The organism is Pseudomonas sp. AMR01, assembly GCF_041946035.1.
Lineage (GTDB): Bacteria > Pseudomonadota > Gammaproteobacteria > Pseudomonadales > Pseudomonadaceae > Aquipseudomonas > Aquipseudomonas antarctica_B.
This window is the reverse complement of record NZ_JAUTYR010000004.1, coordinates 232437-258917: the sequence shown is the minus strand read 5'-3', so window position 1 is coordinate 258917 and position 26481 is coordinate 232437. Positions and strand designations below refer to the sequence as shown.

Below are 26481 nucleotides of genomic sequence, written 5' to 3'. Positions count from 1 at the left end.
TGGCTTGCCTGCTCCCACACTGACCACCTCCCACATTGGGTTTACGCGTGAAACCTAGCGAACACCGTCCTGACGCAGGGCCGCAGGCGAGAAGTCGGCGGTGCTGGCGGTGAAGCCGAAGTCATACGCCTGCTTCTCTTCGTTCTTCATGCCCAGTGCCAGGTAGCGGCCGGACTGCAGGTCGTAGAGGGTTTCGATGGCGTACCACGGCACTTGCTTGTCGTAGTAGTTCTCGGCGTGGGCTTCGGCGACGCGCCACAGTTGGCCACGACCATCGTAATGGTCGATAACGGCCGCTTGCCAGGTGTCTTCGTCGATGAAGAAGTCACGTTTGGCGTAGATGTGGCGCTGGCCTTCTTTCAGGGTCGCCACTACATGCCAAACGCGGCGCAACTCGTAACGTGCCAGGTCCTGGTTGATGTGGCCGGCCTTGATGATGTCAGCGTACTTGAGCTTCGGATCGTCGATTTTGTAGCTGTTGGAGGCGATGTAGATTTCTTTTTTGCCCTCCAGCTTCCAGTCGTAACGGTCCGGCGCGCCGTTGTACATGTCGAGGTTATCGGAGGTGCGCAGGCCGTCAGCGGCAGTACCCGGTCCGTCATAGGACACTTGCGGCGCCCGGCGCACACGGCGCTGGCCGGCGTTGTAGACCCACGCCGAACGCGGCTCTTTGACCTGGTCCAGGGTTTCGTGCACCAGCAGCACACCACCGGCCAGACGGGCCGGCGCGGTCACTTGCTGCTTGAAGTAGAACAGCACGTTGCCCGGGTTTTTCGGGTCAAAGTCTTTCATCTTGTCACGGAACACGAACTGGTCTTTGAAGTACACCAGGCTGAACGAGCCGTTGGTTTGCGGCGTGGCCTGGGTTACCAGGCGGGTCACGCTGCCACCGCGATAACGGGTGATGTGGTTCCAGATCACCTCGACACCGGTTTTAGGGATCGGAAACGGCACGGCGGTTTCGAAGTTTTCCAGGCCGTTGCCGCCAGACACCAGGTTGGTGGTGGTGGCGTTCTTCTTGATGGAGGCAAACACATCCGCCGGCACGGTAGCGCCGCGATGGGTCGGGTAGACCGGCATCTTGAAGGTGTCCGGGTAACGCTTGAACATCGCGTACTGCCCCGGAGCCAGCTTGTCTTTGTACTGTTCAACGTTCTTCGCGGTGATGGTGAACTGCGGTTGCTCGCTGGCATACGGGTTGGCGAGGAAACCACGGGCATCCACGGCGCCGGCGTTGGTGGGCAGTGGCGACCATTTCGGGATGGTGCCGGCCGCGTTACCGGCCATTTCAGCGCCCATCGGGGTCAGGGTGGTGCCCAGTTTGGCGGCTTCATCCGCCGTGACTGCCGCCATGACGTTGCTCGCCAGGATCGACAGCCCGAGCACACCCACATGCAACAGACTTTTAGTTATTTTCATATTCTGGTTCTTCCTGAATTGCATGTATCTGAAAAAGACAGTCTTAGAAGTTCACGCCAGCGCTCAGGGCGATGAAATCACGGTCGTCCACGGTGCTGAACTTGCCACCAAAGAAGTTCGTGTAGTTCAGGCCGACGGTGTAGGTGTTCTGGTACTCGGCATCCACACCCAGGCTGACGGCCTTGCGACCTTCTTCAAAGTTGGCGCCAGGGCCTGGCGAGTAACCTTTGACGTCGTGGGACCAGGCCACGCTCGGCTTAAGGTTCACACCGGCAAACATATCCGGGTACTCCCAGATTGCCCGGGCGCGGTAGCCCCAGGACGTTGCAGTGGTGTAGCCGTCGTTGTTGCAGTTGGTGTTCAGGCCGGCGGCATTGGGCAAGCCCGCGCCGGTAGCGGTGGAGTTGTTGAGTGCGTTGCAAAAACCGCCAGGCAGCGTGCCGGGGCCGAAGACCGGATCACGGCCATATCGCGCCTCGTTTTTGCTCTCCAGGCCGCCCACATGGGTCACGCCGATTTCACCCACGGTGGTCAGGCGAGTAGCGCCCATCACCTGGTCGAAGAAGTGCGTGAAGGTGGTCTGGAACTGGGTCACTTCCTTACGGTTATAGCCATGCAAGTCCTGGCCCGGCGTGCCCTTGAGTACCGACGCGTTGCCAAAACCCGGAATCGGCGTAACACCCGCAAACAGAATGTCGGTGGTGCTCAGTTGCACCGGCGCATTCGGGCGATAGCTCAATTCACCACTCCACGCGGTGCCGGTGGGCAACGTGGTGGAGAAGCTCAACCCGTACAGGCGGATATCTTCAGGGTATTCGACGAAGTACCGCGAGCTGCCCGCCACGATCAATGGGCGCAATGCCGCCAGTGGCCCCAGTGGGCGGGTAAACGCCGACGCCGGCGCACCGGTCGCACTGAAAATCGGCGCACGGCTGTGGTAGTTCATGAAGTAGGCGCCGAATTCCGTATCCAGCGGTTCGAAGTTGTAGTGCATGGCCACGCCGAACTGGCCGCTGTCCCGCGCATCACGGTCGCCGCCTCGGCGTACCAGCACACCTTCGCTGTTTACATCCACGCCCAGGGCGTTAAGGGTTGGCAAGGCCGCGCCGGGAATGGTGGAACGCTTGTTCAACACCCGCAGGTTATTGTCGCAACCGTCGGCGATTACGTCGGGCTGAGAGAAGAACGTCCCGCAGTTATCCACAACGGTCTGGTCCCACTCCAACTGGTAGAACGCCTCGGCGGAGAGGTTATCGGTCAGGGTCTGGGACACGTAGAACATGTTGACCGGAATCAGGCCTTCCTTGATTTCGGCACCTGGGCGACGGAACGCGGACACGTCGATCGGGTTGATCGAGTTGATGCCGCCGCCAATGAAGGTACTTTCACCCCAGCTCACCACCTGCTTACCGAACCGCACGTTACCCGGCTGATCTGCGATGGTGTAGTTGTGGTAGACGAAGGCGTCGAGAATCTGCCCGCCGGAGGACTTGGCGCCCTCTTTGCGGTTGTCATTGCTGACGTTCTTGTAGTCCAGGTCTTCGTTTTGCAGCGCGAAGTCGTACCAGTATTTGCCACGCACAAAGATGCCGGTGTCGCCGTATTTCAACTCAAGGTCATGGATACCCTTGAAGATCTTCGAAAAGGAATCGCCCTTGTCGAAGTTCAGGTGGCCGTCATCGGAGGTTTGGGACAGGCCCCTGCCTCCGTTGTTGGCACCGATCAGGTCTTTGTTTCGACCAGCAGTCGACCAGCTGGACCCCACCGACAGGGATGAGTCAAAGCTGCCTTCGATTTCACCGATGTTGAAACTGACGCCGAATGCGGGCCCGGCGAGCGTAGAAGCGAGACTGACGGCCAGAGGCAATTTCGCCCGGCGCCAGAACTGGTTTACTGAGGTCATCGACGCTACTCCATGTGCATTATTGTTATGGCAGTGAGTTCTTTCTTTCTGGATGCATGTAACGGCCGGAATACAACGATTCCAATGCCGCCTGGCAACCGAGCGCCCATGGCCCGAAGCGGTACATCCTTGAAAAACTCAGAGTGGGACTATAGCCAGCAGGGGGTACCGCTTGATCCCTCTAAAGTGTGATTTGCATCACCAACCCGTCTGCCACAGTCCTTTCGCCACGTCGACGACAGTCGACGCGCAAAGGATGGCTGAAAATCTGGAAATCACAAGTGAAGGCACGAGATAGAGCATTGCGTGCCCCTGAGGGCACACTTTGAGGTTTCAGAGGGTGGACAGGAACGTGCTGTTGTTGGCCTGCCATTCAATGATGTCAACGCGGATACGTTTTTTGTCGAGTTTGCCGACACTGGTCTTGGGAATTTCAGTAACAACGGCGATCTGGTTTGGAATGGCCCACTTGCTCAAGTGGCCCAATTCGACGAAGGGTTTGAGGTGCTCCTTGAGCTCGCGGGCACCTATCACATGGCCATCATGGACCACCAGCAACGCAAATGGGCGCTCGCCCCACTGCGGGTCGGCGATGCCCACCACCGCTACTTCGCGTACCGCCGGGTGACGGCTGACCAAATCTTCCAGCGCCAGGGACGAGATCCACTCGCCGCCGGTCTTGATCACGTCCTTGATGCGGTCGCGGATATCGATCACGCCGAAGGCATCCAGGGTCGCCACGTCGCCGGTGTGCATCCAGCCGCCGGCCCACAGCTCGGCGCCTTTGAGCGGTTCGTTGTAATAGCCCTCGGTCAGCCACGGCGCACGCAGCACCAGTTCGCCCTGGGACTCGCCGTCGGCGGGCAGGAAGTTGCCGTCACCGTCGACAATCGCCGCTTCCACCAACGGCCCGGGCACACCGGCCTTGATGCGGTAAGTAGTGCGCTCGTCTTCGCTGCCGGCCATCAACTCTTCATTGAGGTGGGCGCAGGACACCAACGGCCCGGTCTCGGACATGCCGTACGCAGCGGTCAGCTGAATCCCACGCGCCTTGGAGGCTTCATACAGCGTGCGGTTGAGCGCGCTGCCGCCGATGACGATTTTCCAGCCGGCAAAATCCACGCCCTGCGCGGCCTTGGCGTTGAGCACCATTTGCAGGATGGTCGGCACGCAGTGGGAGAACGTGACCTTCTCCTTGCGCCACAGCTCCACCAGGTATTCCGGGTCGTAACGGCCGGGGTAGACCTGTTTCAAGCCGAGCATGGTCGCCACATACGGCAGGCCCCAGGCGTGAACGTGGAACATCGGCGTGATCGGCATGTACACGTCGTTGGTGCCCAGCAGGCGCACGCTGTCGACGCTGCCCATGATCGTCGCCACGCCGATGGTGTGCAGCACCAGTTGGCGATGGGTGAAGTACACGCCCTTGGGGTTGCCGGTGGTGCCGGTGGTGTAGAACGTGGTGGCGACAGAGTTTTCGTCGAAGTCCTGGAAGTCGTACGCAGGGCTCGCGGCCGCCAGCAAGGTTTCGTACTCACCGACCAGATCCGGCAGCTCGGCAGTTTTGGACTCGCCGTCGGTCAGCAGCAGGGTTTTGTCGACGGTGGTCAGGTGCTCGGCGATGGCCTGATAAAGGCCCACGAACTCGCTGTTGACCAGCACAAAGCGGTCCTCGGCGTGGTTCATGGTGTAGAGGATTTGTTCCGGCGACAGCCGCACGTTGATGGTGTGGATGACCGCGCCGATCATCGGAATGGCAAACATGCATTCCAGGTAACGGTGGCTGTCCCAGTCCATCACGGCAACCGTGTCACCGGCCTTGACCCCGGCTTCGGTCAACACATTGGCCAGGCGCGCGACGCGTTCCATCAGGGTCGGGTAGGTGTAACGCAGTTTGTCGCGGTAGACGATTTCCCGGGTTTTCTCGTAACGGGCCCCGGACATCAGCAGGCGTTTGATCAACAGCGGGTATCGGTACGCGCCTTCGGCGGGCGGGATAATACGGGTCTGCAACATACGAATCCCTTATCTGACTGCACGGTCTTGGCTTGAAGACCTGCACTTTAGAGACCTTATGTTTCAGTCAAATCAGCCAAAGGAATGATTTGTTGCGGCCAATGAATGCTAGCTTTGGGCCAGCACTCAGCCCCGATGGAGATCCAATGTGGGAGCGGGCTTGCTGTGGCGAGCAAGCTTGCTTGCGCTGGGGTGCGAAGCGCCCCCAAAAAGCCGGCGACCGCTGCGCGATCGAGCGGGAGCAAGCTCCCTCGCCACAGCAAGCCCGCTCCCACATTTGTACTGTGTTTACTTCATGCTGGTGAAGGCTAGTTTCACACCAATCGCAATCAACACCGCGCCCATGGCCCGATCAAACCAGTGCCCCATGCGCGCAAACCCGGCGCGCACTCGCTGTTGGCTGAACAACATCGCCACCAGACAGAACCACAACGCCGTCGCCACCGCCAGGTACACGCCGTAACCGGCCTGGATCGCCAGCGGCGTGTGCGGGTTGATCACCACGGTGAACAGCGACAGGAAAAACAGCGTGGCCTTGGGGTTCAAACCATTGGTCACGAAGCCCGACGTAAAGGCGCCGCGCGCCGTGCGCTCGCCGACTTCGCGGTGCAGGTCTTCTTCGCTGGCAGGCTTGGCCGGCTGCGCGCGCAGGGCCTTGAAGCCGATGTACAGCAGGTAAGCCGCCGCCGCCCATTTCAACGCGTTGAACAGCACGATGGACTGGGACACGATCAAGCCAATGCCCAGCAACGAATAACCCACGTGCAGGAAAATCGCCGAGCCGACGCCCAGCGCCGTCCAAGTCCCGGCGCGTCGGCCGTGGGTGACGCTTTCGCGCACAACCACGGCGAAATCCGGGCCAGGGCTGGCCACCGCCAACAAGTGAATCAAAGCTACGGTCAAAAACTCGGCGGCGTACATGCTCACTCCATTAAGTAACTGATTATTTCATCTGATAGGCTCCGCAGATTACGCCTTCACCCTCAGTCGCAAAAGGTACAGTTGATGACGAACAACCGCCGCGCCGTCTTCCTTGATCACCCGTCCCTGGACCTGGGAGACCTCGACCTCAGCGAGCTGCGTAACGGCTTCAGCGAACTCGAACTGTTCTCGGATACCACGCCGCAGAATGTGGTCGAGCGCCTGCAAGGTGCGCAGGTCGTCATCAGCAACAAGATCGCACTCAACACTGAAACCCTGGCGGCCTGCCCCGAACTCAAGCTGATTCTGGTGTCGGCCACCGGCACCAACAACGTCGACCTCACCGCCGCACGCGCCCACGGCATTACCGTGAGCAATTGCCAGGGCTACGGCACGCCGTCGGTGGCGCAGCACACGATCATGCTGTTGCTCAACCTGGCGACGCGGTTGAAGGACTATCAACAGGATGTCAACGCGGGCAAATGGCAACAGGCCAAACAGTTTTGCCTGCTGGATTACCCGATTGTCGAACTGCAAGGCAAAACCCTCGGTTTGCTCGGCCATGGCGAACTGGGCAGCGCCGTGGCGCGCCTGGCGGAAGCCTTTGGGATGCGCGTGTTGCTCGGCGCGATTCCAGGGCGCCCTGCCCGCGCTGACCGCGTGCCGCTGGATGAATTGCTCGCGCAGGTGGATGCACTGACCCTGCACTGCCCGCTCAATGAGCACACCCGCGACTTTATCGGCGCGCGCGAACTGGCGCTGCTCAAGCCCGGTGCGTTCATCGTCAACACGGCGCGCGGCGGTTTGATCAACGAACAGGCCCTGGCGGATGCCTTGCGCAGCGGCCATTTGGGCGGCGCGGCGACCGACGTGCTGAGTGTGGAACCGCCGGTAAATGGCAACCCGCTGCTGGCGGGCGACATTCCGCGCCTGATCGTCACGCCCCACAATGCCTGGGGTAGCCGCGAAGCGCGGCAGCGCATCGTCGGCCAACTGGCGGAAAACGCCCGAGGCTTTTTCAGCGGCGCCCCGCTGCGCGTCGTCAGTTGATAAACTGCGCCCCTTTTCAAGGAGCAGACCATGGATCCGCGCAGTGAAGTACTGCTTCGTCAGACCGAACTTTTTCAGGGCAACGTGCTGTTGGTCGGCCTGCCCGCCGATGATTTGCTTGGCCGCCTGCCCAACGCTCACGGCTGGTGCTGGCATGCCGGCGACCAGGCCGCGCTGGATGCGCGCTTCCCCGAGCGCAGCCAGTTCGGCGTAAACGTGCCGGAGCGTGGGTTCGATGCGGCGGTGATCTTCCTGCCCAAGTCCAAGGACCTCACCGATTACCTGCTCAACGCCGTGGCCGCGCGCCTGCCAGGCGCCGAGCTGTTTTTGGTCGGCGAGAAAAAAGGCGGCATCGAAAGCGCTGCCAAGCAGATGCTGCCCTATGGCAAACCGCGCAAGCTCGATAACGCGCGCCACTGCCAGCTGTGGCAAATCACCGTGGCCAACGCCCCGCAGGCGGTTGAGCTGGAAAGCCTGGCGCAGGTCTTCGACGTGCCGCTGGCAGAAGGGCCACTGAAGGTGGTGAGTTTGCCGGGCGTGTTCAGCCATGGTCGCCTGGATCGCGGTACCGAATTGCTGCTTGAGCACTTGGACAAGTTGCCCAGCGGCCATTTGCTGGACTTCGGTTGCGGCGCGGGCGTACTGGGCGCGGCGGTGAAACGTCGCTACCCGCACAACACGGTGACGATGCTTGATGTGGACGCGTTTGCCGCCGCCAGCAGTCGCCTGACGCTGGCTGCCAATGGCTTGGAAGCCGAGGTGCTGACCGGTGATGGTATTGATGCTGCGCCGATGGGTTTAAACGCTATTTTGAGCAACCCGCCGTTCCATGTCGGGGTGCACACCGATTATTTCGCCACCGAGAACTTGTTGCGAAAAGCGGCGAAACACCTGGCAAAAGGCGGCGAACTTCGTTTGGTTGCCAACAGCTTCCTCAAGTATCAGCCGTTGATCGAAGAGCATCTGGGCGTGTGTGCAGTCAAGGCCGAAGGCAATGGGTTCCGCATTTACCGTGCCAAGCGCAGCTGACGCGCGTTTGAAAAAGAAGGCTTGCCGAATGGATTTTGCCTAGGCAGAATCCGCTCCGTCCTAGGGGAGTAGTCTCCCACGAGCGCCACGCTCGTCCGGCATACGTCAACATACTTGGTCAACAGACCATGGCGTATGCGACCCAGGAGTCCGCACAGACGGACCGGGGTTTGACAAGACCTATGACACGAACACCTTACCCGGGGCGGGAAGGCTGTACGTGTCATAGCCGTGTCGACCCGCCCCTGGAAACCTACCTGATGCTGGATTCATTACTCGTTCCTACCGCAATCGTTGCCTTGGCCGAAATCGGCGATAAGACGCAACTGCTCGCGCTCATCCTTGCCGCACGCTTTCGCAAACCCTGGCCGATCATCGCCGGCATCGTTGCCGCGACCCTCGCCAACCATGCGGCTGCCGGTGCTGTGGGGGCCTGGTTCGGAAGTTTCTTCTCGGATGCGGTGTTGCACTGGATTCTCGCGGCGAGCTTCTGCGCCACGGCGTTGTGGACCCTGGTGCCAGACAAACTCGACGATGACGAAGCCAGTACCTCGCGCAAGTTCGGGCCGTTCCTGACCACGCTGATTGCGTTCTTCCTCGCGGAGATCGGTGACAAGACGCAGATCGCCACGGTGATGCTGGCGGCGCAATATCCGGAATTGTGGCTGGTGATTATCGGCACCACGCTGGGCATGCTGATTGCCAACGTGCCGGTGGTATTGGCGGGGAATTTTGCGGCGGACAAACTGCCACTGACCCTGATTCGCCGATTGGCGGCCACGGCGTTTTTCGTGCTGGCGGTGGTGGCGGTGTACAAGGCCATGCAGAGCAGCGGGTGGATCTAAACCTGTAAACCCAAACCCATGTGGGAGCTGGCTTGCCTGCGATAGCATCAACCGGGTCTGCCTGAGATACCGAAGTGTCTGCATCGCAGGCAAGCCAGCTCCCACACAAGCCAGCTCCCACATTTGGAGCATCAGCGAATCTGGAATATCAGGATTTTTTCGCCTGCTGGTACAGCGGCATTACCTTCGGAATCGCCGCTTGCAACGAGGCGATTCGGCTGTCGGAGGCCGGGTGCGTACTCATGAACTCCGGCGGCGAGCCTTCCGACGCCTTGGCCATCTTGTTCCACAACGTGATGGCGGCATTCGGGTTGTAACCGGCGCGGGCCGACAGCTCCAGGCCGATCAGGTCCGCTTCGTTTTCGTTGGCGCGGCTGTTGGGCAAGGTCATGCCGTAGTTGGCCACGGTATCGGCCAGCGCCAGGCTGTCCTGGCCGAGGCCGAACAACGCACCGGCGCCCTGCTTGGCCATCTGGATGCCGTATGCCTTGGACATGGCCTCACGCCCGTGCTCGCGCAAGGCGTGGGCGATTTCATGGCCCATCACCGCCGCCAGCTCGTCATCGGTGAGTTTGAGTTTATCGATCAAGGCGCTGTACACGAAGATCTTGCCGCCAGGCCCGCAGTTGGCGTTCATCTCGTCGCTCTTGATCAGGTTCACTTCCCACTTCCACTGCGCCGCATCCGGGCGGAAAGTCGGGGCCTGGGCGATCAGGCGATTGGCAATCGCCTGCACACGCTTGGCGTTGGCGCTGGTCTTGTCCAGCATGCCCTTGCCGCTCGCCTCACCCAGCGTCTGCTGGTAGGACTGCGCATACATCTGGTCGACTTCCTGGCTCGACAGCATGCTGAACATGTACTGCTTGCGCTCGACCCCAACGGCGCCGCCGCTGGTGGTGTTTACCGACTGGCAGCCCGCCAGCAGCATCGCTGCAACCAAGCCACTTACCGCCAATGACTTTTTCATGAAGCTCTCCCTGAATACCACGCCGTGAAAACATGGCGCGTATCGTAGGCGGTCATTTGTATCGGCGCCAGATACAACAGACGTGTAACCGCTTAGTTTCAGATACATCCCACATAGACTGAATTCACTGTTGGAGCTGGCTTGCCTGCGATGGGGCCCATCACTCCAACCGCACACTCACTGAATCAACCCGGGGTCAGGCATTCAGGCCCATTAAGCTTGGGATCATTGACCATATTGGCCAGCACCCGCTCGCGCAACGCCACAGGCTCGCCGGCCAGCAGCGCCTGCAATTGATGCAACGGCGTTTCAGGGTTCAACCAGGCCTCTTGCCCCGCCGCATCCAGAATCAACGGCCGGCGCTGGCTTTGCGCGGCCTGTGTCACCACTGCAGTGCTCAGCCACACCTGCTCTTGCACCGGATACGCTTCCCAAATAGCCGCAAAAAACAGCGTGGAGCCCTCCCCCGGCGTCAACCAATACGGGCGTTTGCGCTGGGTGCCGCGCCATTCGTAAAAACCATTGGCGGGCAGCAGGCAGCGGCGCTGACGGAAGGCTTCGCGAAACATCGGCTGCTCGGCCAGGGTTTCAGCACGGGCATGGGCCGGCGTGCGTGAAAGGTCGGTGAGCCAGGGCGGTGTCAGCCCCCAGCGGGCGCGGGCCAGAGTGCGCTGGCCTTCGCTCAGGCGCTGGATCAGCACCGAATCATTGGGGGAGATGTTCCACTGGGCCTGCTGATCAGCCGGGAAGCCGGGCAAGGCCGCAAAGGCAGGATTCCAGCGAAACAGGGCATAACGTCCACACATGGGGTAACACGACTCTTGGATAAACCGACCGACAGCCTAACAGACCAACACGTCGGGCAAGCTGTCGGGTTCATCGCCGGGCAGCGGCTGCGCGCCGATGTAAGCCAGAATCAGCTCGCGGGCGTAGGCCGCCCGGTCGTTATCCACTTCCAGCCCCAGCACCCCGAAAATCGGCAGTTCACCGGTGCCGCCGAGCAAATGGCGGCCCACCAGATGCGCCTCGATGCCCTCGCTGGCGAGCATGTGCTGCAGCAGCTCGCCTTCCATCAGGTTTTCCGGTTCGTAGATTCGCTGCATGGGCGACCCCGTTATTCGTTTTCGCTGCGAACGTTCAGCATCCATTCGCTACCGTCCACCTGCAGCTCAAAAGTGATCGGCCGGCAGCACACCGGGCAGTCTTCTATGTATGACTGATCGCCGCCGGAAAGGTCCAGCACCGCCTCGGCGGGCTCGCCACAATAAGGACAATCGTACGACTCGGTTTCCAGCATCGCGGTCTCCCAGGTGAGTTGTGCGTATAATCGCCGGTCTATTTACAGGGCTATTCTCGGCAACGCCAATACTGCGGCCGCACCCTGCTATTTCCTTTACTTACCCTAGCCGTTTCTAACAAGAGAGCATGATGGGCGAATTCGATACCATCCGACCTTACAACGACAGCGAAGTCCCGGCAGTGCTGGCGCGTCTGTTCAGTGACAAGGCCTTTCTGGACATCCTGACCCACTTCCGCTTCCCGCGCTTTGCCGGCGCATTCGGCTGGCTGCTCAAGCCGATGATCGCTCGCAAGTTACGCCGTGAGTTCGCCGACGTCACCACCGTGGCGACGCTGCAGGACAAGGTCGAGTATTACGTCGACCACACCATCGACCGAGCGACTGACGGCGTAACCTACACCGGCGTCGAGCAGCTCAAGTCTGGCACCGCTTACCTGTTTCTGGCCAACCACCGCGATATCGTGATGGACCCGGCCTTCGTCAACTATGCCGTGTACCACGCCGGCCTGCCGACGCCGCGCATCGCCATCGGCGACAATCTGCTGCAAAAGCCGTTTGTCAGCGACCTGATGCGCTTGAACAAGAGCTTTATCGTGCACCGCTCGATCACCGGGCGAAAGGAAAAGATGGCGGCGTTCAACCTGCTGTCGGCCTACATCAACCATTCGATCCGCAACGACTGCCAGTCGATCTGGATCGCCCAGGCCGAAGGCCGGGCCAAGGATGGGGATGACCGTACCGAGTCGGCGATCCTCAAGATGTTCCATGTCAGCCGCAAGGACGAGCCGTTTGCCGAGGTGATTCAGTCGCTGAACCTGACACCGGTGTCGATCAGTTACGAGTACGACCCGTGCGATTCGGCCAAGGCGCGCGAACTCTACATCCGCGCCACCACCGGCACCTACAGCAAGGCGCCGGGCGAAGATGACGTGAGTATTGCGCTGGGCATCACCGGCTACAAGGGCCGGGTGCACGTGAACTTTGCACCGCCGATCACCGAGCGTTTTGAAGACACCAAATTGCTGGCGGTGGAGATGGATCGGCAGATTCTCGGCGGTTATCGCTTATTCCCGGTGCATTACCTGGCCTATGCGCAGTGGAGCGACGCCGACCCGCAATTGCAGGTGCCGAAGGCAGCCGAGGTGTTCCCGGCGGATGAGCTGGCCAAAGCCAAAGCGGAGTGGGAGCGGCGATTGAATGAATGCCCGGCGGAGCATCGGCCGTTTTTGGTGGTGCAGTATGCGACACCCGTGCGCAATCAATACCGGGTGAAGGCCGGGATTCCCCTGTAACACACAGGCAAAAAATGTGGCAGCGGGCTTGCTCGCGAATGCAGTGTGTCATTCAGTACATCAGTGACTGAACCACCGCGTTCGCGAGCAAGCCCGCTCCCACATTTGTTTTGAGTTGTTACTACAGGTGGGTGCTGAGCCAGGAGACGGCCAGTGCCAGCATCAGGCAGGCGAACCCGACGCGATAAGCAAAACGATGCGCCCGTTCGGTGCGCACATCCAGAAACAACATGGGTTGGTCGATCGCGCGATCTTCGCTTTGAGCGGTCAGGTCGGCCATCGCGCGTTGCTCGCGCAGGCGAGTAATGAACAGCAGCGCTGCACCCGGGCAGGCCACCAGTAGAGCCACAGCATTAATGAACAGTGCGGGAAGCGCCATCGCAAACCTCGGTCGATCAGTGCCTTGGTATCGATTCAGATACAAACCTGAACAATAGTCGCGTCCTGCGCCGGAAAAGCTCCATCCCCCATGTGCACTTAATGTATCCAGTAATTTACAGCGTCACCTGAACGTCACCTTAACAAGCCACTCTGTTGCCCTTCGAACGCCCGGGAGCTTGTCATGTTGCATGCGCAAAACCAGGATCGGCTGTACCTGATCGCCCAAAACGATGAGCAAGAGGCGCTGGTCGGCGCCCTTGCATTCAACGTCCAGGATCGTCACTGGCTGGTGTATTGCGCCCTTGGTGGGCACCAGCATGCCGACCTGCCGGAAATGGACTTTCTCACCGGTGTGAGTGTGCTGGACTTTTATGTCGAAACGGCTGCATGAATGCTCCAGGCACAAAAAAACCGGGCTCATCGCTGAGCCCGGTTTTTTGTGAGCGAAGGTTACTGCGAACTGAGCAGTTGGCCGATGCTTGGGTCTTTGAACAGGCGAGTCAGGGCATCACTCAACACATCGCTGACCAGCTTGGTGTTGGTTTCCTCGTTCGGCGACATGCCGAAGCGCTGGTCCAGCGAGGCAGCGTAGCGACCGCTGTAGCGACGGGTGCCGGCACTCACGTCGGACTTGAACGTCGCGCCGATCGAGGCTTCGGTCACGTACAGGCCTTTTTTAGGCGACTGATACTTAAGCTCTGCCAGGGTGATGGTCAGTTGAGGTGCGCCCGGCGAGTTGGCCGGGGTGAAGCCCAGCAGGCGCACGGCGGCCTCGGCCTGGGCTTGCAGCTTGGGCAGCACGTCCTGGCCCGTTACCGAAATAAGCGCGGTCTCCGGGTAGAGGCCACCGCGCGAACCCAGGGTTGGCGATGGACGACCATCGACCACACGCACCGACACCGGCTGACCATGACCTACCGGCGCCAGCTGCGCGGTAACTTTAGGTTGCGGGCTGAGTTGTTGCGGGCTGTTGGCGCAGCCAACCAAGGTCAAACTGGTCACAGTGATCAAACCGAACAACAGGCGTTGCAACATACTCATTTCTCCAGGACTGGGTGCAAACAGGCGGCCAGTATAACGGTGCATGCGCGCCTCTCACCAGTAATCCTGAACCGCAGCTGAAGTCAGGCTCAAATTACAATTTCACATAATTTCGTCACTTCAGTGTCATGGCACACTGGCAATCTTCAAGCATGTAACGCAACCGGTACAAAGCCATGCGCCTTCTCAAATCGTTGTTCATGACAAATGCTCGTCATCGCCACTACGCCCTGCTCGATAACCGCGGCTATTGCCTGGCGTTCAAGCGATGCAGCCTGCCGCCCGTCGGTGATGGCTGGGTGGAAGTTGCCGAGGTAAATCTGGGCTGGATGCACCGCCCGCTACCGGCCAGCGCCCGGCTCAGCCCCAAGGTTTCACACGCGCATTCGCGGCACGCGTTGGCCTCCTGACCGAAGCACTAATAAAAGTCATAAAACACGCCCATTTCCTTGGCGTTCTTCGCTACAATCTCCCCCCGATTATAAGGACGTCTCCTGATCGGGCCTCGCAGCATCGTTAATGCCTCGGCAATAACTTCAAGAATCGCCCACAGAGAGCCGCCCACACAGATCGAGTGAAGCTGGCGCGCTTGCTGTTTTCTTTGCAAACCTCCCTCTTTACCGAATCTGCCAGAGCTGCCATTGCGCTCGGCCACTTGTGTTGTTTGCCCGTTTTGCCGCGTGTCGGTAAGGTTTTGCGGGCCAGGTGCCAGGCTGGGGCAGCCCTTTTTTGAGGTTCACGTCTTCAAAAGAGCGTGAAAAAACGGGTTTTCACAACTTCACAAGAGTGTGGCGAGCAAATGAATAGTTTTGCGTTTGTACAAGCACCATCAGCGTCTGGAACAGCCCAACCACACAGGACCGAGCAGGCCTCAAAAACCGGAGCTTGAAGCCTGTCCGCTACGGATTTGGTTGCACGAATTGCACGCTTTGACCATAAGTCGAATTGCCACAGGCGCCCATGAATGCGTTCATAGGCACATTAGCGGCAGGAAGCGTGCGCTGACGTTGCAAAAAATTGCGAAGAATCGGACATGGCGATCCTGGCCATGGGTAATCTGGGGCAACATGTGAACCGCCCCGTCACTCCTGGCAGCCATGCCGTCAATTTGGTGCTGCAGATTTTGGAGACGCGTTAAATGGCGCATAACGAAGCAGTCGACGTAGTACTGGTAGGGGCCGGCATCATGAGTGCCACCCTGGCCGTACTGCTCAAAGAGCTCGACCCCGGCCTGACGCTGGAAGTTGTTGAGCTGATGGATTCGGGTGCCGCGGAGAGCTCCAACCCGTGGAACAACGCCGGTACCGGCCACGCCGGGCTGTGTGAGCTGAACTACACCCCGCAGGCGGGTGATGGCTCCATCGACATCAAGAAAGCCGTGCACATCAACACTCAGTTCGAGGTGTCGAAGCAGTTTTGGGCGTACCTGACCCAAAAAGGCACCTTTGGCTCGTCCAAATCCTTCATCAGCCCGGTACCGCACCTGAGCTTCGTGCAGGGCGAAAAAGGCGTGTCGTTCCTCAAGAAGCGCTTTGAAACCCTCAGCCAGCACCATGCGTTCTCGGACATGCATTACACCGAAGACCGCAGCGAGATGGCCGAGTGGATGCCGCTGATGATGCCGGGCCGCCCGCTCGACGAAAAAATTGCGGCCACCCGCGTCATGAACGGCACCGACGTCAACTTCGGCGCCTTGACCAACCAGTTGCTCAGCCACCTGACCAGCTCGCCCGACACCCAGGTCAAGTACAGCAAGCGCGTGACCGGCCTCAAGCGCAACGGCGCCGGCTGGACCGTGAGCGTCAAGGACGTCAACAGCGGCAACAGTCGTGAGGTGGACGCCAAGTTCGTCTTCCTCGGCGCAGGCGGCGCGGCGCTGCCATTGCTGCAAGCCTCGGGCATTGAAGAAAGCAAAGGCTTCGGCGGTTTCCCGGTCAGTGGCCAATGGCTGCGTTGCGACAACCCGGACGTGGTCAAGCACCACCAGGCCAAGGTCTATAGCCAGGCCGCCGTGGGCTCGCCACCGATGTCGGTGCCGCACTTGGACACCCGCGTAGTGGATGGCAAGAAGTCCCTGCTGTTCGGGCCTTACGCCGGTTTCACCACCAAATTCCTCAAGCACGGCTCGTTCCTCGACCTGCCGCTGTCGATCCGTGCCGGCAACATCGGCCCGATGCTGGCTGTCGCCCGCGACAACATGGATTTGACCAAGTACCTGGTCAGTGAAGTGCGCCAGTCCATGGAACAGCGACTGGAGTCACTGCGTCGCTTCTACCCGGAAGCGAAAGCCGAAGACTGGCGCCTGGAAGTGGCCGGCCAACGGGTGCAAATCATCAAGAAAGACCCGAAAAAAGGCGGCGTGCTGCAGTTTGGCACCGAGCTGGTCGCGGCCCAGGACGGTTCGTTGGCGGCCCTGCTGGGCGCGTCTCCAGGGGCTTCTGTGACCGTGTCGATCATGCTGGAGTTGATCGAGCGCTGCTTCCCCGAGAAAGCTGCGGGTGAGTGGGCAGCCAAGCTGCACGAGATCTTCCCGGCGCGGGAAAAGGTTCTGGAGACCGACGCCGAGCTGTATCGCAAGATCAATGCGCAGAACAACATCAGCCTGGAACTGGTTGAGCCTGCCGCAGAGACCGAGAGCTACGCTTGAGGTCGTGACGCAGAGCGTCACGTAGAAACGATCGCCCCGCTCTCGTGATGAGAGCGGGGCGTTTTTTTGTGCCTGGATAATCAGCCGCGCGTTTTGTCGATCAGCTCGATGTAATCCGGCGCGTTGCGCTGGTCCTTGATCAGGTCGACGAAGGTTTGGCCGTGCTCGTCTTTGCCGTCAATGTCCAGACCGGCTTCCTTGAAAAAGCCCAGGAAGCGCTCGAAGTCGTCGATACGCAGGCCACGGTAGGCCTTGATCAGTTTGTGCAGGGACGGTGAAGTTGCGTCAACCGGCTCGAAGTCCAGGAACAACTTGATTTGATCGTCGCCAATCTCGTCGCCAATCACCTGTTTCTTATCTTTACGCATTACCGACTCCAGCCTGCAGACATTTACACGGGGTTTGAAGTCTACCTGTGGGGCGCGAGCGGCGGAAGCCACGCCGAACTCATGTTGGAGCTGGCTTGCCTGCGATAGCCATAGGTATCTACACAACTTTTAGCGGCTGGCGAATCTCTCTGTGAGAGGTGGCCGAGCTGTGGCTCAATCGAACTGAGCAAGCATCCAGCGCTGATACTCGGCCACATCGGCGTCGCCTTCGCGCGGCGCCCAATCAGCCAGTTCGCCCTCGCCCACCGGCCGATAAGGGCCGGCTTTGCATTCGAACATCACCGTGTCGGGCTCCAGCACCACCAGGCCATGGAATACTCCCGGAGGCAGATCGACGCCCGAACACTCGCCGCCCGCTTGCATCACGCGCTTGGCAAGCACCTCGCCAGTCTCACTGAATACCAGCAGCCCCAGGCGGCCTTTGAGCACCAACAGCGTTTCTGCTTTGTCTGCACTCAGGTGCCGATGGGGCGGCACATAGGTATTGGGTTGCAAACTTACCGCCAGCCGATGGCAAGGCTCTTCCATCTGATGAAAGTTGTGGTGGTGCCGGCCACGGGGGCTTGCGCCCGCTTTCTCAGCCAGTTCAGCAAACAGCGTGTTATCAAGAAAGCGGGTCATGAATTACATTCCTTTAACGGCGTAGATGCCATTAGCGTTACGCCAGTAGCCTTTGTAGTCCATACCGTAACCAAAGATATAGCGGTCGATGCACGGCAGGCCGACGTAATCGGCTTTCAAGTCCGGACGGGCTTTGCGGTCGTGGTCTTTGTCGATCAACACGGCGGTGTGAACCTTGCGTGCGCCAGCGTGTTTGCAGAAGTCGATGATGGCGCCCAAGGTGTGACCTTCATCGAGAATGTCGTCGATGATCAACACGTCGCGGTCGATGAACGAGACTTCCGGTTTGGCTTTCCAGAACAGGTCGCCGCCTGTGGTTTCGTTGCGATAACGCGTGGCGTGCAGGTAAGACGCTTCCAGCGGAAATTGCAGATGAGTGAGCAATTTGCCGGCGAAAATCAGGCCGCCGTTCATCACGCAAAAGACCACCGGGTTGGTGTCAGCCATTTCGCGAGTGATGTGTGCGCCAACCTTGGCGATCGCTTCTTCGACTTGCGCTTCGGTGTACAGGCAATCAGCCTCACGCATGATTTGACGGATATGCTCAAGATCAGCGGACATGGCGCTCTCCAAGGGGATGCTGTGGCAAGAAAAGCGGGCAAAGGTACGCATGTGGGGCGCAACGATCAAGCCTTAATGGACTAACGTACTAGATGTCTATAGGACAACACCCTCGGATAGATTAATCTAGGCCGGTTTTTTTGCCCGCCGCCGGAGCCTTTCCCATGCCCACTCGCGAGATCCGCCACCCGCTGATCCGACACAAACTCGGCCTTATGCGCCGTGCCGACATTAGCACGAAGAATTTCCGTGAGCTTGCTCAGGAAGTCGGAGCGTTGCTCACTTACGAAGCCACCAAAGATTTGCCCCTGGAAAATTACGAAATCGAGGGCTGGTGCGGTACCGTCCAGGTCGAGAAAATCGCCGGTAAGAAAATCACGGTCGTGCCCATCCTGCGCGCCGGTATCGGCATGCTCGAGGGCGTGCTCAGCCTGATTCCCGGCGCCAAAGTCAGCGCCGTAGGCGTGGCCCGCAACGAAGAAACCTTGCAGGCTCACACCTACCTGGAAAAACTCGTTCCGGAAATCAACGAGCGCCTGGCGATGATCATCGACCCGATGCTCGCGACCGGCAGCTCCATGGTCGCCACCATCGACCTGCTGAAAAAAGCCGGCTGCAAAGACATTCGCGCCATGGTGCTGGTGGCTGCCCCCGAAGGGATTGCCGCTGTCGAAAAGGCGCATCCGGATGTGCAGATCTACACCGCGTCCATTGATGAACGCTTGAACGAACACGGTTACATCATCCCAGGCTTGGGCGATGCCGGTGACAAGATCTTCGGTACCAAGCAGAAGGACGCTTGAGCATGCAGGATGATTTCAACGACCCGCTTTGGCGCCAGATCCTGTCTGGCGCACAAATGCTCTTCGTAGCATTTGGTGCGCTGGTGTTGATGCCACTGATCACAGGTCTTGATCCAAACGTTGCATTGTTTACTGCGGGCCTGGGCACGTTGTTGTTCCAGGTTGTGACAGGTCGCCAGGTACCGGTTTTCCTCGCGTCGAGCTTTGCCTTTATCACCCCGATCATTCTCGCCAAGGGCCAATTCGGCCTCGCGGCGACCATGGGCGGCGTGATGGCGGCGGGTTTCGTCTATACGTTTCTGGGCCTGGCGGTGAAGATCAAGGGCACCGGTTTCATTGACCGGCTGCTGCCGCCAGTGGTCATCGGCCCGGTCATTATCTCCATCGGCCTGGCCATGGCACCGATTGCCGCCAACATGGCGATGGGCAAGAACGGCGACGGCAGCGAGTTGATTCATTACCAGACCGCGATGCTGATCTCGATGCCGGCGCTGCTGACCACGTTGATTGTGGCGGTGTTCGGCAAAGGCATCTTCCGCCTGGTGCCGATCATCTCCGGCGTGCTGGTGGGTTTTGCCATGGCGTTCTACTTCGGCGTGGTCGACACGGCGAAGATTGCCGCCGCCCCCTGGTTCGCCCTGCCCCACTTCACCGCGCCGGAATTCAACTGGCAGGCGATTCTGTTCATCGTCCCGGTGGCCCTGGCGCCGGCGATTGAACATATCGGCGGTGTGATTGCGGTCGGCAGCGTGACCGGTCGCGACTACCTGAAGAAGCCTGGCCTGCACCGCACCTTGCTTGGCGACGGCATCGCCACCACGGCAGCCGGCCTGTTCGGCGGCCCGCCAAATACCACCTACGCCGAAGTCACCGGCGCGGTGATGCTGACCAAGAACTACAACCCGAAAATCATGACCTGGGCGGCGGTATTTGCCATCAGCCTGGCGTTTATCGGCAAGTTCGGCGCATTGCTGCAGAGCATTCCGATCCCGGTGATGGGCGGCATTTTGTGCCTGTTGTTTGGTTCGATTGCCGCGGTGGGGATGAACACGCTGATCCGCCACAAGATCGACCTCGGCGAGGCGCGCAATCTGGTGATTGTGTCGGTGACCCTGGTGTTTGGTATTGGTGGCGTGCTGGTCGGCACCGGCACGGGCCCGGATGACTTTGGCCTGAAGGGCATCGCCCTGTGTGCAGTGGTGGCGATTGCGCTGAACCTGCTGCTGCCGGGTAATGATGGCTGGAAGAACAAGAAGCCTGACGAACCGTTGCTCTAGCTAACACCGCAAACCAAATGTGGGAGGGGGCTTGCTCCCGATGACGGTAAATCAGTCAATTAGATGTCGACTGACACTCCGCCATCGGGAGCAAGCCCCCTCCCACATTTGCTTTTCAGCGGATGTTACAGCTCACCCAGGCCATCAATCAGCGCCTGGTTCTGCTCCGGCGTACCAATGCTGATCCGCAGGAACTGGGCAATCCGCTCCTGCTTGAAGTGCCGAACGATCACGCCTTTCTCTCGCAACCTGGCCGCCAGGCCGGCAGCGTCGTGCTGCGGATGACGCGCAAAGATAAAGTTCGCCGCCGATGGCAACACTTCAAACCCCTTGGCCTCCAGCTGCGCGACCACCGTGTTGCGGCTGTCGATGACCAACTGGCAGGTCTTCTCGAAATACTCACGGTCCTCAAACGCCGCCGCAGCGCCGACAATCGCCAGGCGATCCAGTGGGTAAGAGTTGAAGCTGTTCTTGACCCGCTCCAGCGCCTCGATCAGGTCTGGATGGCCCACGGCCAAGCCCACGCGCAAACCGGCCAGGGAGCGCGATTTGGACAGGGTCTGCGTTACCAGCAGGTTCGGGTAGCGATCCACCAGGCTAATGGCCGTTTCGCCGCCAAAGTCGATATAGGCTTCATCGACCACGACCACCGAATCCGGGCTGGCCTTGAGGATCTGTTCCACCGCATCCAGCGCCAGCACACAGCCGGTCGGCGCGTTCGGGTTGGGGAAGATGATCCCGCCGTTGGGCCTGGCATAGTCCGCCACACGGATCTGGAAATGCTCGTCCAGCGGCACCGGGTCAGACTTGATGCCATACAGGCCGCAGTACACTGGATAGAAGCTGTAGCTGATGTCCGGGAACAACAGTGGCAAATCGTGCTGGAACAAGCCGTGGAAAATATGCGCGAGGACTTCATCGGAACCGTTGCCGAGGAACACCTTGCCTGCGTCGATCCCGTAGTACCTGGCGACCGCTTGCTTAAGCAGGTCGCTGTTGGGGTCCGGGTACAGGCGCAGGTTGTCGTTCAACTCGGCGTGCATGGCGGCCAACGCCTTGGGCGATGGGCCGTACGGGTTTTCATTGGTGTTGAGCTTGACCAGCTTGGTCAGTTTCGGTTGCTCGCCGGGCACGTAAGGCACGAGGTCCTTGACGAAAGGGCTCCAGAATCTGCTCATGCCTTATTCCCCCTTAACAATGCGATATTCGGCGCTGCGCGCGTGCGCGCTCAGCGATTCACCACGAGCCAGCACCGAAGCGGTCTTGCCCAGCTCGGAGGCGCCCTGTGGCGAGCAGAAGATGATCGACGAACGCTTCTGGAAGTCATACACGCCCAGCGGCGATGAGAAACGCGCGGTGCCGGATGTCGGCAACACGTGGTTGGGACCTGCGCAGTAGTCGCCCAGGGCTTCGCTGGTGTGGCGACCCATGAAGATCGCACCGGCGTGGCGAATCGACGGCAGCCAGGCTTGTGGGTCGGCGACAGACAGCTCCAGGTGTTCCGGGGCGATGCGGTTGGCCACTTCAATGGCTTGTTCCATGTCGCGCACGAGGATCAGCGCGCCGCGGCCATTGATCGACTTCTCGATGATCTCGGCGCGGTCCATGGTCGGCAGCAGCTTGTCGATGCTGGCGGCGACCTTGTCGAGGAACTCGGCATCAGGGCTGACCAGAATCGCTTGGGCGTCTTCGTCGTGCTCGGCCTGGGAGAACAGGTCCATGGCGATCCAGTCCGGGTCGGTCTGGCCGTCGCACACCACCAGAATTTCCGAAGGACCGGCGATCATATCGATACCGACCTGACCAAACACATGGCGCTTGGCGGTGGCGACATAGATGTTGCCAGGGCCAACCACCTTGTCGACTTTCGGCACGCTTTCGGTGCCGTAGGCCAAGGCTGCAACGGCCTGGGCGCCACCGATGGTGAACACGCGGTCGACACCGGCGATGCACGCCGCGGCCAATACCAGCTCATTAATTTCACCGCGCGGAGTCGGCACGACCATGACCACTTCGAGCACGCCCGCCACTTTGGCCGGAATCGCGTTCATCAGTACCGATGACGGGTAAGAGGCCTTGCCGCCGGGCACGTATAACCCGGCACGGTCCAGCGGCGTGACTTTTTGGCCCAGCACGGTGCCGTCGGCCTCGGTGTAGCTCCAGGAGTCCTGTTTCTGCTTTTCGTGGTAGCTGCGTACGCGAGCCGCCGCCACTTCCAGGGCTTCGCGCTGCGGCGCGGTGATGCGCGTCAGGGCCAGCTCCAGGCGTTCACGCGGCAAAATCAGATCGGACATGGACTTTACGTCCAGGCCGTCGAATTGACGGGTGAAGTCCACCAGAGCAGCATCGCCGCGCTCACGCACAGCCTTGATGATGTCGAGGACTCGCCCGTTGACCGAGTCGTCAGACACACTTTCCCAGCTCAGCAGATGATCCAGATGATCGGCGAAATCCGGGTCGGCAGCGTTGAGTCGGGCAATTGCAGTGGACGTGGTCATAGCGAGGGCCTCAATAGAATTGGCAAAAACTCAGGCGCCCTAAACTACCGTTTGCTCCGCTTGGGCACCTGAGAATTCTGGCTATGCGGCGGATAGACGGGCGTAGCCTTTCAGCTACGCGGGTGAGTCAACCGCGGTGTCGAGACTCCACTGCCTTGCGCAGGGTGTCGATCAACGCCTGGATACGGGCGTGCTGCATCTTCATCGATGCTTTGTTGACGATCAGACGGGAGCTGATGTCTGCAATGAAATCCTGGGGCTCGAGACCGTTGGCACGCAGGGTGTTGCCGGTGTCGACCACGTCGATAATCTTGTCGGCCAAGCCGATCAGCGGGGCCAATTCCATCGAGCCGTAGAGCTTGATGATGTCGACCTGGCGGCCTTGCTCGGCATAGTAGCGCTTGGCAACGTTGACGAACTTGGTGGCCACGCGCAGGCGGCCTTTGGGTTCAACGTCACCTACACGGCCGGCAGTCATCAGCTTGCACAGGGCGATACGCAGGTCCAAAGGCTCGTAGAGGCCCTGGCCACCGTATTCCATCAGCACGTCCTTACCGGCGACGCCAAGGTCGGCCGCGCCGTGCTCGACGTAGGTCGGTACGTCGGTAGCCCGCACGATCAACAGGCGAACGTCGTCCTGGGTCGTGGGGATGATCAGCTTGCGGCTCTTGTCCGGATTCTCGGTTGGCACGATGCCCGATTCAGCCAGAAGCGGCAAAGTGTCGTCAAGGATGCGGCCCTTGGACAGTGCGATGGTCAACATGGGAAACGTCAGTCCTTCATCAGGCTATTGCTGTCCGGTCGCAAACGGCGCCAGACACAGATCGAGGCCATTACAGCCTCGATTTGAAACAAATCCGTTGGCAGCAAACGCAGTCCTGTGGCGAGGGAGCTCTCTCCCGCGCCACAATGACAGTGTTACTAGCCCGGTACGCGGCGGATTTTCGCGCCGAGCATCTGCAGCTTCTCTTCGATGCACTCATAACCACGGTCGATGTGGTAGATGCGATCGATCAAGGTGTCGCCATCAGCGCACAGCGCCGAGATTACCAGGCTGGCCGAAGCACGCAGGTCGGTGGCCATAACTGGCGCGCCCTTGAGCTTGTCGATACCGGTAACGATGGCCGTATTGCCTTCAACCTGGATCTTCGCGCCCATGCGGTGCAGTTCATACACGTGCATGAAGCGGTTTTCGAAGATAGTCTCGATCACCGCACCGGTGCCTTCGGCAATTGCGTTCAGGGAAATGAACTGCGCTTGCATGTCGGTCGGGAACGCCGGGTACGGAGCGGTACGCAAGTTGACGGCTTTTGGCCGCTTGCCGTGCATGTTCAGCTCGATCCAGTCTTCACCCGTGGTGATTTCAGCACCGGCTTCCTTGAGTTTTTCCAACACAGACTCAAGGATGGTCGGATCAGTGTCCTTGACCTTGACGCGGCCACCGGTCACAGCAGCAGCGACCAGGTAGGTGCCGGTCTCGATGCGGTCCGGCATCACTTTATAGGTGGCCGAGTGCAGGCGTTTAACACCGTCGATGGTGATGGTGTCAGTGCCGGCGCCAGTGATGTTGGCACCCATGGCGATGAGGAAATTGGCGAGGTCGACCACTTCCGGCTCGCGCGCAGCGTTTTGCAAAACGCTGCGGCCGTTGGCCAATGCAGCCGCCATCATGATGTTCTCGGTACCGGTTACGCTGACGGTATCAAAGAAGAAGTTCGCGCCACGCAGGCCGCCTTCCGGCGCCTTGGCCTTGATGTAGCCGCCTTCCACGTCGATGGTCGCGCCCATGGCTTCGAGGCCACGGATGTGCAGGTCAACCGGACGCGAGCCGATGGCGCAACCGCCAGGCAGAGCCACTTCAGCCTCGCCGAAACGGGCAACCATTGGGCCGAGTACCAGGATCGAGGCACGCATGGTTTTCACCAGCTCGTACGGAGCGATCAGGGTCTTGATGGTGCGCGGATCGATTTCGACCGAAAGTTTTTCGTCGATCACCGGCTCGATGCCCATGCGACCGAACAGCTCGATCATGGTGGTGATGTCGTGCAGGTGCGGCAGGTTGGCCACGGTTACCGGGCCATCGCACAGCAGGGTCGCTGCCAGAATCGGCAGGGCGGAGTTTTTAGCACCGGAAATGCGGATCTCGCCATCAAGACGAACACCGCCGGTAATAATCAATTTATCCATAAGAATCTCGACGCCTTGGGGGCTCAGGTGCGCTCGGCCCAGGCCGCGCGGCTGAAAAATTTCATAGTGACCGCATGGATGCTGCCATCGGTGATCCACGGGTTTAAATGGACATAGATCTGCTGTTGACGCTTGACCGGGCTCAAAGCCGCCAGTTCATCGCTAATCACGTTCAGCTGGAAATTGCAGCCTTCGCCCTCAACTTCAACCTTGGTTTCGGGCAGCTTTCCTTCAAGGAAGCTTTTAACTTCTAGGGCCTGCATGATCAACCTCTATGGGCGCCCAGTGCGCGCGGGTCGCACATCATACAAAAAAGCCCCGCGCCTGCGAACCCCGCATAGCAGGACTCTGACGGGGGGCTTCTTTAATAATGTGTATTAAGGATGCGCCAACAACTCGGTCAAACCGGAAACTTCTGCGATTTCACGCATGTCTTCGGGCAATGCGCGGATGCTGACCGGCTTCTTTGCCGCCTCTGCGTCACGCATGAAGCACAGCAACAAAGACAAGCCAACGCTGCTCGACTTGGTCACCGCTGAGCAATCCAGCACCAGCGCAGGCGCGGTACTGGCATTGATCAGGGCCTGGCCCTGCTTGCGCAGATCAGGCCCGGAGCGGTAATCGAGCACGCCGCTGAGAAACAACTCACCGGCGTCGCCAAGACGAACAGCCGACTCGGTCATTGCGCAGGCTTCCCGGCAGCTTGCTTATCGGTTTCTTCCTTGGCTTTGGCAACTTCGCCGGCCCAACCATTAATGGTCTTGTCCAGATCGTTGCCATTACGCTGCATCGCATCGGCAAACTGGTCACGGAACAGCTTGCCAATGTTGATGCCGTTGATGATCACGTTGCGCAGTTTCCACTCGCCGTTGACCTTCTCCAGCGTGTACTGCACAGGGTAGACCGCGCCGTTGGTGCCTTTAACAGTCATGTTAACGCTGGTGCGATCACCCGACTCGTCACCAGCCGGTGCAACGGTGATGCCCTGGTTGTTGTACTCCAGCAAGGCGTTACCGTAGAACTGGAACAGGCCCTTTTTGAAGTTTTCCTGGAATGTTTGCATTTGCGCAGGGGTAGCCTTGCGCGAATACTTGACCGTCATGATGCTTTTGGAAATACCCTCGGCATCGACCACAGGGCCAACAATCGTGTTGAGCGCTTCGTAAAACCTGGTGGGGTCTTGCTTGTACTGCTCTTTATTGGCGGTCAGGTCAGCCAACATTTTGTTGGTCGTGTCCTGCACCAGATCGTGCGCAGAACCCGCCGCGTTGGCCATCAGCGGCAGCGCTGCAAGCAGTACCAGCAGGCCACGTCGCAAGGTAGAGATCATGAAC

Annotated in this window: 30 protein-coding genes and 1 riboswitch; of the genes, 9 read left to right on the top strand and 21 right to left on the bottom strand. The window is 59.7% G+C overall.

Translation table 11 applies throughout. The features are described 5' to 3' along the window. Window positions 1-54: 54 nt before the first annotated feature. The 4 genes from Q7C20_RS06370 to Q7C20_RS06355 form a co-directional block, all read right to left on the bottom strand. Entirely contained in the window at window positions 55-1419 is a 1365-nt protein-coding gene (locus tag Q7C20_RS06370; RefSeq protein WP_348062581.1) for a DUF1329 domain-containing protein, read from the bottom strand. A 43-nt stretch (window positions 1420-1462) separates the two neighbouring features. Beyond that, window positions 1463-3322: a DUF1302 domain-containing protein gene (locus tag Q7C20_RS06365; protein ID WP_375066393.1), complete on the bottom strand. Its 1860-nt coding sequence runs from the start codon at window positions 3320-3322 to the stop codon at window positions 1463-1465. A 333-nt stretch (window positions 3323-3655) separates the two neighbouring features. After that, window positions 3656-5338 carry a fatty acid--CoA ligase gene (locus Q7C20_RS06360; RefSeq protein WP_375066391.1) on the bottom strand — a complete coding sequence of 561 codons (1683 nt, stop codon included), beginning with the start codon at window positions 5336-5338 and terminating at the stop codon, window positions 3656-3658. A gap of 288 nt (window positions 5339-5626) precedes the next feature. Further along, window positions 5627-6259: a LysE family translocator gene (locus Q7C20_RS06355; RefSeq protein ID WP_375066389.1), complete on the bottom strand. Its 633-nt coding sequence runs from the start codon at window positions 6257-6259 to the stop codon at window positions 5627-5629. 84 nt (window positions 6260-6343) lie between these two features. Between Q7C20_RS06355 and Q7C20_RS06350 the strand changes: the two genes are divergently transcribed. The 3 genes from Q7C20_RS06350 (at window position 6344) to Q7C20_RS06340 (ending at window position 9183) form a co-directional block, all read left to right on the top strand. After that, window positions 6344-7309, top strand: a complete 966-nt coding sequence (locus Q7C20_RS06350) for a 2-hydroxyacid dehydrogenase (protein WP_375066387.1) — start codon at window positions 6344-6346, stop codon at window positions 7307-7309. A gap of 30 nt (window positions 7310-7339) precedes the next feature. Further along, on the top strand, window positions 7340-8338 hold the full coding sequence (locus tag Q7C20_RS06345; RefSeq protein ID WP_375066385.1) for a methyltransferase: 999 nt from the start codon (window positions 7340-7342) through the stop codon (window positions 8336-8338). Window positions 8339-8389: 51 nt separating this feature from the next. Further along, window positions 8390-8509, top strand: a riboswitch (yybP-ykoY riboswitch). An 89-nt stretch (window positions 8510-8598) separates the two neighbouring features. Continuing rightward, window positions 8599-9183, top strand: a complete 585-nt coding sequence (locus Q7C20_RS06340; protein ID WP_375066383.1) for a TMEM165/GDT1 family protein — start codon at window positions 8599-8601, stop codon at window positions 9181-9183. Window positions 9184-9331: 148 nt separating this feature from the next. On the opposite strand, the gene Q7C20_RS06335 is transcribed toward Q7C20_RS06340, so the two are convergent. The 4 genes from Q7C20_RS06335 to Q7C20_RS06320 all read right to left on the bottom strand — a co-directional run bounded on the left by Q7C20_RS06335 (window position 9332) and on the right by Q7C20_RS06320 (window position 11447). Then, a complete protein-coding gene (locus Q7C20_RS06335; RefSeq protein ID WP_375066381.1) occupies window positions 9332-10150 on the bottom strand; it encodes a M48 family metalloprotease in 819 nt (272 codons plus the stop codon). A gap of 185 nt (window positions 10151-10335) precedes the next feature. After that, entirely contained in the window at window positions 10336-10956 is a 621-nt protein-coding gene (locus Q7C20_RS06330; RefSeq protein ID WP_348062118.1) for an SOS response-associated peptidase, read from the bottom strand. 36 nt (window positions 10957-10992) lie between these two features. Continuing rightward, entirely contained in the window at window positions 10993-11253 is a 261-nt protein-coding gene (locus Q7C20_RS06325) for a putative signal transducing protein (RefSeq protein ID WP_375066379.1), read from the bottom strand. Between the two features lie 11 nt (window positions 11254-11264). After that, window positions 11265-11447, bottom strand: a complete 183-nt coding sequence (locus tag Q7C20_RS06320; protein WP_375066377.1) for a CPXCG motif-containing cysteine-rich protein — start codon at window positions 11445-11447, stop codon at window positions 11265-11267. A 131-nt stretch (window positions 11448-11578) separates the two neighbouring features. Here Q7C20_RS06320 and Q7C20_RS06315 point away from each other — a divergent pair, with 131 nt between their 5' ends. After that, window positions 11579-12742, top strand: a complete 1164-nt coding sequence (locus tag Q7C20_RS06315) for a 1-acyl-sn-glycerol-3-phosphate acyltransferase (protein WP_375066375.1) — start codon at window positions 11579-11581, stop codon at window positions 12740-12742. 121 nt (window positions 12743-12863) lie between these two features. On the opposite strand, the gene Q7C20_RS06310 is transcribed toward Q7C20_RS06315, so the two are convergent. Continuing rightward, on the bottom strand, window positions 12864-13121 hold the full coding sequence (locus tag Q7C20_RS06310; RefSeq protein WP_375066373.1) for a hypothetical protein: 258 nt from the start codon (window positions 13119-13121) through the stop codon (window positions 12864-12866). Between the two features lie 183 nt (window positions 13122-13304). On the opposite strand from Q7C20_RS06310, the gene Q7C20_RS06305 reads away from it, so the two are divergent. Then, entirely contained in the window at window positions 13305-13514 is a 210-nt protein-coding gene (locus Q7C20_RS06305) for a hypothetical protein (protein ID WP_348062123.1), read from the top strand. A 59-nt stretch (window positions 13515-13573) separates the two neighbouring features. On the opposite strand, the gene Q7C20_RS06300 is transcribed toward Q7C20_RS06305, so the two are convergent. Further along, entirely contained in the window at window positions 13574-14158 is a 585-nt protein-coding gene (locus Q7C20_RS06300; RefSeq protein WP_375066371.1) for a YajG family lipoprotein, read from the bottom strand. Between the two features lie 182 nt (window positions 14159-14340). Between Q7C20_RS06300 and Q7C20_RS06295 the strand changes: the two genes are divergently transcribed. Beyond that, the gene (locus tag Q7C20_RS06295; protein ID WP_375066369.1) at window positions 14341-14574 is read left to right on the top strand and encodes a hypothetical protein; all 234 of its coding nucleotides are present in this window, start codon (window positions 14341-14343) and stop codon (window positions 14572-14574) included. Window positions 14575-14582: 8 nt separating this feature from the next. Here the strand turns inward: Q7C20_RS06295 and Q7C20_RS06290 are convergent, their stop codons facing one another. Then, entirely contained in the window at window positions 14583-14819 is a 237-nt protein-coding gene (locus Q7C20_RS06290; RefSeq protein ID WP_375066367.1) for a hypothetical protein, read from the bottom strand. Between the two features lie 483 nt (window positions 14820-15302). Between Q7C20_RS06290 and mqo the strand changes: the two genes are divergently transcribed. Further along, window positions 15303-16811 carry a malate dehydrogenase (quinone) gene (gene mqo, locus Q7C20_RS06285; protein WP_375066365.1) on the top strand — a complete coding sequence of 503 codons (1509 nt, stop codon included), beginning with the start codon at window positions 15303-15305 and terminating at the stop codon, window positions 16809-16811. Between the two features lie 80 nt (window positions 16812-16891). Here the strand turns inward: mqo and Q7C20_RS06280 are convergent, their stop codons facing one another. The 3 genes from Q7C20_RS06280 to Q7C20_RS06270 all read right to left on the bottom strand — a co-directional run bounded on the left by Q7C20_RS06280 (window position 16892) and on the right by Q7C20_RS06270 (window position 18382). After that, complete coding sequence (locus Q7C20_RS06280) at window positions 16892-17179, bottom strand: PA4642 family protein (RefSeq protein WP_375066363.1); 288 nt, start codon at window positions 17177-17179, stop codon at window positions 16892-16894. 174 nt (window positions 17180-17353) lie between these two features. Beyond that, window positions 17354-17821, bottom strand: coding sequence for a WbuC family cupin fold metalloprotein (locus Q7C20_RS06275; RefSeq protein ID WP_348062103.1), 468 nt, complete (start codon window positions 17819-17821; stop codon window positions 17354-17356). A gap of 3 nt (window positions 17822-17824) precedes the next feature. Continuing rightward, window positions 17825-18382: a hypoxanthine-guanine phosphoribosyltransferase gene (locus tag Q7C20_RS06270; protein ID WP_159933036.1), complete on the bottom strand. Its 558-nt coding sequence runs from the start codon at window positions 18380-18382 to the stop codon at window positions 17825-17827. A 164-nt stretch (window positions 18383-18546) separates the two neighbouring features. Here Q7C20_RS06270 and upp point away from each other — a divergent pair, with 164 nt between their 5' ends. Both upp and Q7C20_RS06260 read left to right on the top strand, forming a co-directional pair. After that, window positions 18547-19185 carry a uracil phosphoribosyltransferase gene (gene upp, locus Q7C20_RS06265; RefSeq protein WP_078740754.1) on the top strand — a complete coding sequence of 213 codons (639 nt, stop codon included), beginning with the start codon at window positions 18547-18549 and terminating at the stop codon, window positions 19183-19185. 2 nt (window positions 19186-19187) lie between these two features. Further along, window positions 19188-20462 carry a uracil-xanthine permease family protein gene (locus Q7C20_RS06260; protein ID WP_348062102.1) on the top strand — a complete coding sequence of 425 codons (1275 nt, stop codon included), beginning with the start codon at window positions 19188-19190 and terminating at the stop codon, window positions 20460-20462. 125 nt (window positions 20463-20587) lie between these two features. Here the strand turns inward: Q7C20_RS06260 and hisC are convergent, their stop codons facing one another. The 7 genes from hisC to Q7C20_RS06225 form a co-directional block, all read right to left on the bottom strand. Next, complete coding sequence (hisC, locus tag Q7C20_RS06255) at window positions 20588-21640, bottom strand: histidinol-phosphate transaminase (RefSeq protein WP_375066359.1); 1053 nt, start codon at window positions 21638-21640, stop codon at window positions 20588-20590. A 3-nt stretch (window positions 21641-21643) separates the two neighbouring features. Further along, on the bottom strand, window positions 21644-22960 hold the full coding sequence (gene hisD / locus Q7C20_RS06250) for a histidinol dehydrogenase (protein WP_375066357.1): 1317 nt from the start codon (window positions 22958-22960) through the stop codon (window positions 21644-21646). Between the two features lie 127 nt (window positions 22961-23087). Then, the gene (hisG, locus tag Q7C20_RS06245) at window positions 23088-23723 is read right to left on the bottom strand and encodes an ATP phosphoribosyltransferase (RefSeq protein ID WP_375066355.1); all 636 of its coding nucleotides are present in this window, start codon (window positions 23721-23723) and stop codon (window positions 23088-23090) included. Window positions 23724-23881: 158 nt separating this feature from the next. Beyond that, complete coding sequence (murA, locus tag Q7C20_RS06240; protein WP_375066353.1) at window positions 23882-25147, bottom strand: UDP-N-acetylglucosamine 1-carboxyvinyltransferase; 1266 nt, start codon at window positions 25145-25147, stop codon at window positions 23882-23884. Between the two features lie 23 nt (window positions 25148-25170). Continuing rightward, entirely contained in the window at window positions 25171-25410 is a 240-nt protein-coding gene (locus Q7C20_RS06235; RefSeq protein WP_375066351.1) for a BolA family protein, read from the bottom strand. Window positions 25411-25524: 114 nt separating this feature from the next. After that, entirely contained in the window at window positions 25525-25830 is a 306-nt protein-coding gene (locus tag Q7C20_RS06230; RefSeq protein WP_348062662.1) for an STAS domain-containing protein, read from the bottom strand. After that, window positions 25827-26477: an ABC transporter substrate-binding protein gene (locus tag Q7C20_RS06225; RefSeq protein WP_348062663.1), complete on the bottom strand. Its 651-nt coding sequence runs from the start codon at window positions 26475-26477 to the stop codon at window positions 25827-25829. The genes Q7C20_RS06230 and Q7C20_RS06225 overlap by 4 nt, the downstream gene beginning before the upstream one ends. Between the last annotated feature and the right edge of the window lie 4 nt (window positions 26478-26481).